At 56.0% G+C, this 248-nt stretch carries 1 pseudogene; it reads right to left on the reverse strand.

Annotation, left to right across the window (positions count from 1 at the left end):
- A pseudogene (gene glyA / locus P8629_RS12450) lies at positions 1 to 248 on the reverse strand (serine hydroxymethyltransferase); the annotation flags it as partial.

Raw genomic sequence — 248 nt, forward strand, 5'->3', positions numbered from 1 at the left:
CATCTGGCTGCCCGAGTTCGGCTGAACGTTGGCAAATTCGCAGCCAAAGAGCTTCTTGGCGCGTTCAATGGCCAGTTCTTCCACGACGTCGACATACTGGCAGCCGCCATAATAGCGCTTGCCCGGATAGCCTTCGGCATATTTGTTGGTGAGGATGGAACCCTGCGCTTCGAGAACAGCGCGCGAAACGATGTTTTCCGAGGCAATCAGCTCGATTTCATGGCGCTGACGACCGAGTTCGTTGCGGA

This window comes from Hydrogenovibrio sp. 3SP14C1 (genome assembly GCF_029625905.1).
In the GTDB taxonomy this organism is placed as follows: Bacteria; Pseudomonadota; Gammaproteobacteria; order Thiomicrospirales; family Thiomicrospiraceae; genus Hydrogenovibrio.